This window comes from uncultured Ralstonia sp., from assembly GCA_913056305.1.
Classification (GTDB): domain Bacteria; phylum Pseudomonadota; class Gammaproteobacteria; order Burkholderiales; family Burkholderiaceae; genus Ralstonia.
Map to the genome: position 1 here is coordinate 1 of CAJXMR010000234.1, position 6,997 is coordinate 6,997.

Annotated in this window: 9 protein-coding genes; 5 read left to right on the top strand and 4 right to left on the bottom strand. The window is 68.6% G+C overall.

The features are described 5' to 3' along the window. A partial coding sequence (locus tag QZ609_RS22775; RefSeq protein WP_295499778.1) for a helix-turn-helix domain-containing protein occupies positions 1–159 on the top strand: 159 nt, incomplete at its 5' end. 59 nt (positions 160–218) lie between these two features. Beyond that, entirely contained in the window at positions 219–1,709 is a 1,491-nt protein-coding gene (locus QZ609_RS22780) for an FAD-binding oxidoreductase (protein WP_295499766.1), read from the top strand. Positions 1,710–1,773: 64 nt separating this feature from the next. On the opposite strand, the gene QZ609_RS22785 is transcribed toward QZ609_RS22780, so the two are convergent. Beyond that, positions 1,774–2,328 carry a TlpA disulfide reductase family protein gene (locus QZ609_RS22785; RefSeq protein ID WP_295499767.1) on the bottom strand — a complete coding sequence of 185 codons (555 nt, stop codon included), beginning with the start codon at positions 2,326–2,328 and terminating at the stop codon, positions 1,774–1,776. Positions 2,329–2,430: 102 nt separating this feature from the next. Continuing rightward, on the bottom strand, positions 2,431–2,940 hold the full coding sequence (locus QZ609_RS22790) for an O-acetyl-ADP-ribose deacetylase (protein WP_295499769.1): 510 nt from the start codon (positions 2,938–2,940) through the stop codon (positions 2,431–2,433). A 136-nt stretch (positions 2,941–3,076) separates the two neighbouring features. Here QZ609_RS22790 and QZ609_RS22795 point away from each other — a divergent pair, with 136 nt between their 5' ends. Next, positions 3,077–3,583 (top strand): hypothetical protein, encoded by a 507-nt coding sequence (locus QZ609_RS22795; RefSeq protein WP_295499780.1) that lies wholly within the window; start codon positions 3,077–3,079, stop codon positions 3,581–3,583. Between the two features lie 90 nt (positions 3,584–3,673). Continuing rightward, complete coding sequence (locus QZ609_RS22800) at positions 3,674–4,315, top strand: LysE family transporter (RefSeq protein WP_295499770.1); 642 nt, start codon at positions 3,674–3,676, stop codon at positions 4,313–4,315. A 6-nt stretch (positions 4,316–4,321) separates the two neighbouring features. Here QZ609_RS22800 and QZ609_RS22805 read toward each other — a convergent pair whose 3' ends face one another. Then, entirely contained in the window at positions 4,322–5,749 is a 1,428-nt protein-coding gene (locus QZ609_RS22805; RefSeq protein ID WP_295499772.1) for an MFS transporter, read from the bottom strand. A 163-nt stretch (positions 5,750–5,912) separates the two neighbouring features. Between QZ609_RS22805 and QZ609_RS22810 the strand changes: the two genes are divergently transcribed. Continuing rightward, positions 5,913–6,410 (top strand): MarR family transcriptional regulator, encoded by a 498-nt coding sequence (locus QZ609_RS22810; protein WP_295499774.1) that lies wholly within the window; start codon positions 5,913–5,915, stop codon positions 6,408–6,410. Here the strand turns inward: QZ609_RS22810 and QZ609_RS22815 are convergent. Continuing rightward, the coding region (locus QZ609_RS22815) for an ATP-binding protein (RefSeq protein WP_295499776.1) at positions 6,407–6,997 on the bottom strand (591 nt) is incomplete at its 5' end. The genes QZ609_RS22810 and QZ609_RS22815 overlap by 4 nt on opposite strands.

A 6,997-nucleotide genomic window follows, 5' to 3' on the forward strand; every position in this document is an offset into this window, starting at 1 on the left:
GAAGAGAGCATGCCGCTCAAGGAGCGCGTCGAGCGCTACGAGCGCACGGTGATTGCCGAGACGCTGGCACGCACGGGTGGCTCGGTGCACCAGGCGGCGGATCTGCTGCAGGTCGGGCGGGCGACGCTGTATGACAAGATCAAGCGGTACGGGTTGTAGCGCGTTCAGACGGCACGGCACGCGCCTTACCTGATGGCTGCACCGACAAAGGGGGGATGATGGACGACCAAGGCCTGGACGGCGCACGCGCCGCAAGCGGCCCCGCTGATCCCGTGCGCCGCAAGCTATTGCAGGCGGGGGTTGCCGGCGCTGCGGCATTGGCGTTGCGCCCTGCGCTGTCATGGGCGGTGCCGTCAGCGTCGGGTGTGCTGGTCAACGACGTGACGCGCCTCAACCCGGTCTGGGTCGATCGGCTGCTGACGCCGCACACGACGGACGACGTCCGGCAGGCGCTCACTACCTGGTCCGGTCCGGTCAGCATCGGTGGCGCCCGGTACAGCATGGGCGGTCAGATTGCCGCTGAACATAGCCTGCACCTCGACATGCGGCAGTTCAACCGCGTGCTGCGTTACGAACCCGAAGCCAAGGTCGTGCGTGTGCAGACCGGCATGCGCTGGCGTGATCTGCAATCGGTGATCGATCCCGACGATCTGTCGGTGAAGATCATGCAGAGCTATGCCAACTTCACGATCGGCGGCGCACTGTCGGTCAACGCACATGGACGCTATGTCGGCGCCGGTCCGCTCATCAATTCGGTGCGCGCCATCCAGTTGGCGCTCGCCGACGGTACGCTGGTGGAGGCGTCGCGTGCAGACCATGCGGACCTGTTCCATGCCGCCATCGGTGGCTATGGCGCCGTTGGCGTCATCACCGAGGTGGAGCTGGATCTGACGCCCAACGTTGTCATGGAGCGCCATGTGCTGCGCATCCCCGCCGAGCGCTATCAGGCGTTTTTCCGTGACCGGGTGCGAGCAGACCCGCGGGTCATCATGCACAACGCTGATCTGGCGCCGCCACACTTCGATCAGGCCACGGCCGTGACCTGGCGTCAGACCGACAAGCCGCTGACCGTCCACGATCGGCTGGTGCCGCCGGGGCAGTCGTACGCGTTCGACCAGGCCGTGATGTGGGGCATTGCCAAGCTTCCCGGCGGCGCAACGGTGCGCAAGGACGTGGTTGATCCGTTGCGCTACCTCAGCCATCCGGTGGTGCGGCGCAACTATGAAGCCAGCCTGGATGTCGCATCGCTGGGCCCGCTCGCGACGCACGACAGCCTTTACGCGCTGCAGGAATACTTCGTGCCGGTGACGCAGTTCGACGGGTTCGTTCGACGCATGGCTGCCATCCTGCGGGCGCATCGAGCCCATGCCGTCAACGTATCCGTGCGGCACGCCCCGGCGGACCCAGGGTCGTGGCTGGCGTGGGCGCGTGAGGAGGTGTTCTCGTTCGTGCTGTACTACTGGCAGGGGGTGTCGAGCGCGGATCGCGAGAAGGTCGGCATCTGGACGCGCGAGCTGGTCGATGCGGCACTCGCGCTCGGCGGCACCTATTACCTGCCGTACCAGTTGCATGCAACGCCAGCACAGTTTGCGCGCGCGTATCCGGGCGCTTCGCGCCTGTTCGCGCTCAAGGAACGTGTCGACCCGGGCAACCGGTTTCGCAACAAGCTGTGGGACAAGTACGGTCTGACTGTCGCGCAGGCGGTCTGAGCCATCCAAACAAAAACGCCCGGCATCCACCGGGCGTTCTCGTTTCAGCGGGAGCGACTCAGGCCTAAGCCTGCTTGCCCAGCGTGTCCTTCAACAGCGTCTCGAACGACGCCCACTCCGGCTCGCCCACGTAGCGCTTGAGGATGCGGCCATCCTTGTCGACCAGGAAGGTGGTGGGGGTGAGTTGCACGTCGCCGAACGCCTTGGCGGCGGAGCCGTCGGCATCCATCGCCACCTTGAAGGGCAACTGGCGCGTCTGGCTGTAGTTCATCACGTACATCGGCGGGTCGTAGCTCATCGCCACGGCCACGTACTCCAGGCCCTGGCCCTTGTACTTGTTGTACGTCTGGATCATGGTGGGCATTTCCTTGACGCAGGTCTCGCAGCTGGTCGCCCAGAAGTTGACCAGGTAGACCTTGCCCTTGAGGTCTTGTGTCGACAGCTTCTGCCCGTCGAGCAGCGTAAAGGTGGCGGCCGGCACCTGCTGCGACGGCGTGAACGCGCGCCAGCCGAACCAGCCGGCCACGGCCAGCACCAGCACGATCACAGGCAGCAACCAGCGGCGGTTGCCCGAGGCGGCAGATGCGATGCTGGTGGAGGAAGTCAGGGGCGAGGCCATGTCGGCAACGGCTCCGGGAAATGGGTCACAAACCACTATTGTAGGCCCGCCGCGCCGGCGCCGCTGGCCGGCTGCGACATTCCGTCTCTTGCGACCCGGGGGTCACTTCCCGTCGGCGAGCGCGATGTCATACAACGCCAGGTCGGTGGCGGAGAAACAGCAGAAGGTGATCGCGTCGAAGCCGGCGCCATGTTCGCGCACCGTACGCACGGCAATCGGCGCGGCCAGCTCCGGCGGGAAGCCATACACGCCGGTGCTGATGCACGGAAACGCGAGGGTGCGCACGCCGTGCTCGCGGGCCAGCGCCAGGCTGTTGCGGTAGCACGCGGCCAGCAGCGCCGCCTCGTCTTGCCCGCCGCCGTGCCAGACCGGCCCGACGGTGTGGATGACATACCGCGCCGGGAGCAGGAACCCCGGCGTGATCTTGGCCTCGCCCGTGCGGCAGCCGTTGAGGGCGCGGCAGGCTTCGAGCAGCGCCGGCCCGGCCGCGCGGTGGATCGCGCCATCCACGCCGCCGCCGCCCAGCAGTGAGCTGTTGGCCGCGTTGACGATGGCGTCGCAGCCGAGCGTGGTGATGTCGGCGCGGACGGCGTGCAGGGTGGCGGCAGGCATGATGCGCTCCTGGGGGAACGGACTCATCGATAATAGCCCGCTGACGCATCACCAGAACAACACAGGAGGCGACGTGACCGTCACGGCAAGACAGCAGATTTGGCGCGCGCTGGGCGCGGCGGCATGCGTGGCGCTGATGGCCTGTTCGCCCAAGTACGACTGGCGCACGGTGCATTCGGACGCGGGCGCCTACACCGTCGACTACCCGGCCAAGCCCACCGCCGAGGCGCGCCCGGTCACCATCAACGGCCAACGCCTGCCGATGACCATGCAGGCCGCCAGCATCGACGGCACGCTGTTCGCCATTGGCGTGGTGGAGCTGCCGGCCGATGACCCGGTCTGGCGCCAGCACGCCGTCGATGCGCTGCGCACGGGGCTGTCGGCCAACCTGAAGGGCAACCTGGCGGTGCGCGACATCGCCGTGAAGACGGCTGCGCAGCCGCCGCTGTCGTTGCCGGCGTTGGAGCTGGTCGCCCAGGGCGCGGGCGGCAATGACCCGGCGCCGCGCCGGCTGACCGCCCGCCTGGTCGCGACCGGCCGCCACGCCTACCAGGCCGTCGTGCTGGAATCGGGCGACGCCGCGCGCGATGCGCGCCAGCAGGAGCAGGTCGACCAGTTCCTCACCAGCTTCCAACCGTACTAACAACGCCGAGCGCCTCAAGCGCGCTGGCGGCTGCCGGTGCACAATCGTCGCCTTCCGCTTCACCACCTCATCACATCACGGGGAACCATCATGACGCTGCAAGTCTGGCTGGCCTTTTTCCTGGCCGCCTGGGTGATCGCCATCTCGCCGGGGTCGGGCGCCATCCTGTGCATGAGCCACGGCCTCACGCACGGCGTGCGCCGTACCACGGTCACCATCGCCGGGCTGGAGCTGGGCATCGTCGTCATCCTGTTCATTGCGGGCGCCGGGTTGGGCGCGCTGCTGGTGGCGTCGGAGCACGCCTTCACTGCCATCAAGATCATCGGTGCGCTGTACCTGATCTACCTGGGCATCGTGCAGTGGCGCACGCCCATCCAGATCAGTCAGCCCACCGAGGGCGACCCGGTAAAAGTGTCGGGCACCGGCGCGCGCCGCCGCTTCCTGGTCGGGTTGCTCACCAACCTGACCAACCCCAAGGGCATCCTCTTCATGGTGGCCGTGCTGCCGCAGTTCATCGACCCGGCCAAGCCGCTGATGCCGCAGCTCGCCGTCCTGGCCGCGACCATGGTGTTCGTCGATCTGATCGTCATGCACGGCTATGCACTGCTGGCCTCGCGTGCGCAACGCCTGTTCCGCAACCCGCGTGCGCTGCGCTGGCAGAGCCGGTTCTTCGGCGGCATGCTGATGGGCATTGGCGCCGCGCTGTTCTTCGTGAAGCGGCAGACCGCCTAGCCCGCCCTATCGCGCCGATGGGGCCGGCCGCGTGCCGAGCCCCGCGCGCGCGATCACCAGCGCGCCTACCGGGGCCGCCGCAAACAGCAGGAACAGCCAGCGTGACGCGGCCCCCAGATCGGGTGCCGGGCCCGCCGCGCCCAGCGTGTTGAGCACGACGCCGCCCAGCGCCGCGCCAAACGCGGTCGCCACCAACTGCACCGTCACGATCGACGCCGACGCACGGTCGTGATCTTCCGCCGGCGCCACCGTCATGATGCGGTTGGCCAGATGCGGCCAGGCGACGCCCACCCCCAGCCCCACCAGCGTCAACGCCACGATGATCAGCGCGGTCAGCAGCGTATCGCCGGCGCCCACCGGCACCAGGAGCGCCAGCACCAGCAGGCCCAGCGCGCACGCCCACGGTGCCACCCGGATCACGCGCGTGGCCGACGATTCGCGCAGTGTGGCGCTTAGGATGGCGCCCAGCGTCCAGCCCGCCGAGGCCGTGGCGGCGATATAGCCGGCGATCAGCGGGCTCTGCCCGTGCAGCCGCTGCAGGAACAGCGGCACGAAGATCTCCGTACAGGTGACCGTCACCGCCAGCAAGGCCGATACGCCATACAGCGCGGCGAGCGCCGTGCGGCCCGTGTACGCATCGGCGGGCAGGATGCGCCGCGACGAGCGCATCTCGACACGGCGGATCGCCAGCAACGTGACGGCCGCCGCGATCAGGCCCAATGCGCCGAGCCACGGCGTGGCGCTGATGCTGCTCCACGACGCCGCCACCACGGCGAAGGCCAGCAGCGCGAGCTGGCGCGCGGGCACGGGCGTCGGGCGCTCGGCTTGCGTGGAGGTGGGCTTGAGTACCACCACGGCTGCCGCCGCAGCCAGCCCGATCAGCACCACCAGCGACCAGAACGCCAGCCGCCACGTCGCGTACTGCGCAAACACACCGCCCACCGCCGGCCCGAGCAGCGTGGCAATGCCCCACATGCCCGAGAGCAGCGCCAGTGCGCGCGGCCACAGCGGCTTGGGCAGCACGCTGCGCATCAGCACGTACGGCGCCGACAGCAGCACGCCGCCGCCGAGCCCCTGCAGCACGCGGCCCGCCAGCAGCACGGGCATGGCCGGCGCCAGCGCGCACAGTGCCGAACCCCCGCCGAACACCGCTGCCCCCAGCAGGTAGGCGCCACGCGGCCCGGCATGCTGGATCACCTGCGCTGCCACCGCCGCGCCCGTGATCGACGCCACGATGAACAGCGTCGTGTTCCACGCATAGAAGGCCACGCCGCCGATGTCGTCGACCACGCTGGGCAGGATCGTCGTGGTCAGGTAGAGGTTGATGGCGTGCAGCGCCACGCCGGCGGCCAGCACCAGTACGCGCAACGCGTTGGCGCCGCGGAACAGGTCGAGCCAGGAGGCGTCGTCTGCGGTGATCGAGGTCGGGCTCATCTTGTGCTCCAGCAAATGGGTTGCGTGCAATCTCGAAGACGCGGGAGCGGGCCGGGCTGTGACGGCCCGCTTGCATCGGCGCGGTCGGTATCGCATTATCTTGGCGTCAAGATAAAAAACGATTGTCTCGACGTCAAGATAACCACCAATGAGGAAAGGGAGAATGGACCGAGCTGCCCAGGCCGTCGAACAATGGAACCGCGAGCGCCCGGACCTGGACGTCAGCTCGATGCTGCTGTTGGGCCGGCTGGGTGAGGCGACGCTCGTCATCGCGCGCGAGCGGCTCCAGCCGGTCTTCGCGCAGTTCGGCCTGCAGCCCGGCGAGTTCGACGTGCTGGCCACCCTGCGCCGCAGCGGTGCGCCCTATGCGCTCACACCCACTGCGCTGTACGACGCGGCGATGATGTCCTCGGGTGGCATGACCAACCGCATCGATCGCCTGCAGCAAGCGGGCTGGGTCGAGCGCCGGCCCAATCCCGAGGATGGGCGCGGCACGCTGGTCGCGCTCACCCAGGCGGGGTTCGCGTTGATCGATGAAGCCGTGACGATGCACGTCGAGAACCAGCGCGCTGTGCTTTCGGTGCTGACAGTCGCTGAGCAGCGTCAGTTGGCGAAGCTGCTGGCGAAGCTGATCGAGGGGCAGCGCGCGGACGTAAGCTAGTCCGCCTTCACCCCGCGCCGATACTGAATCGCCTCGCCCACATGCGCTGCATCGATCTGCTCATCACCGGCCAGGTCGGCGATGGTGCGGGCGAGCTTGAGCACGCGCGCATACGCGCGGGCGGACCACGAGAAGCGCGTCATCGCGTGGCGCAGCAGGCCATCGGCGGCATCGGTGCGCGCGCAGTGCAGGTCGATCTCGTGGCCGGCCAGCAGCGCGTTGCGCTTGCCCTGTCTGGCCAGTTGCCGCGCATGCGCTGCCGCCACCCGCTCGGCCACGTCAACGGTCGGCTCGCCGGGCGGGCCGTCCAGCAGTTCTTCCTGCGAGGGCGTCGGCACCTCGATCTGCACGTCGATGCGGTCGAGCAGCGGGCCTGAAATGCGCGACTGGTAGCGCTCCACCTGGTCCGGCGTGCAGCGGCACGCGCGCAGCGGGTGGCCACGATAGCCGCACGGGCACGGGTTCATCGCGGCAATCAGCTGGAAGCTGGCGGGGAAGTCGGTCTGGTGCGCCGCGCGCGAGATGGTGATGTGGCCGGTCTCCAGCGGCTCGCGCAGGACTTCGAGCACGCGGCGTTCGAACTCGGG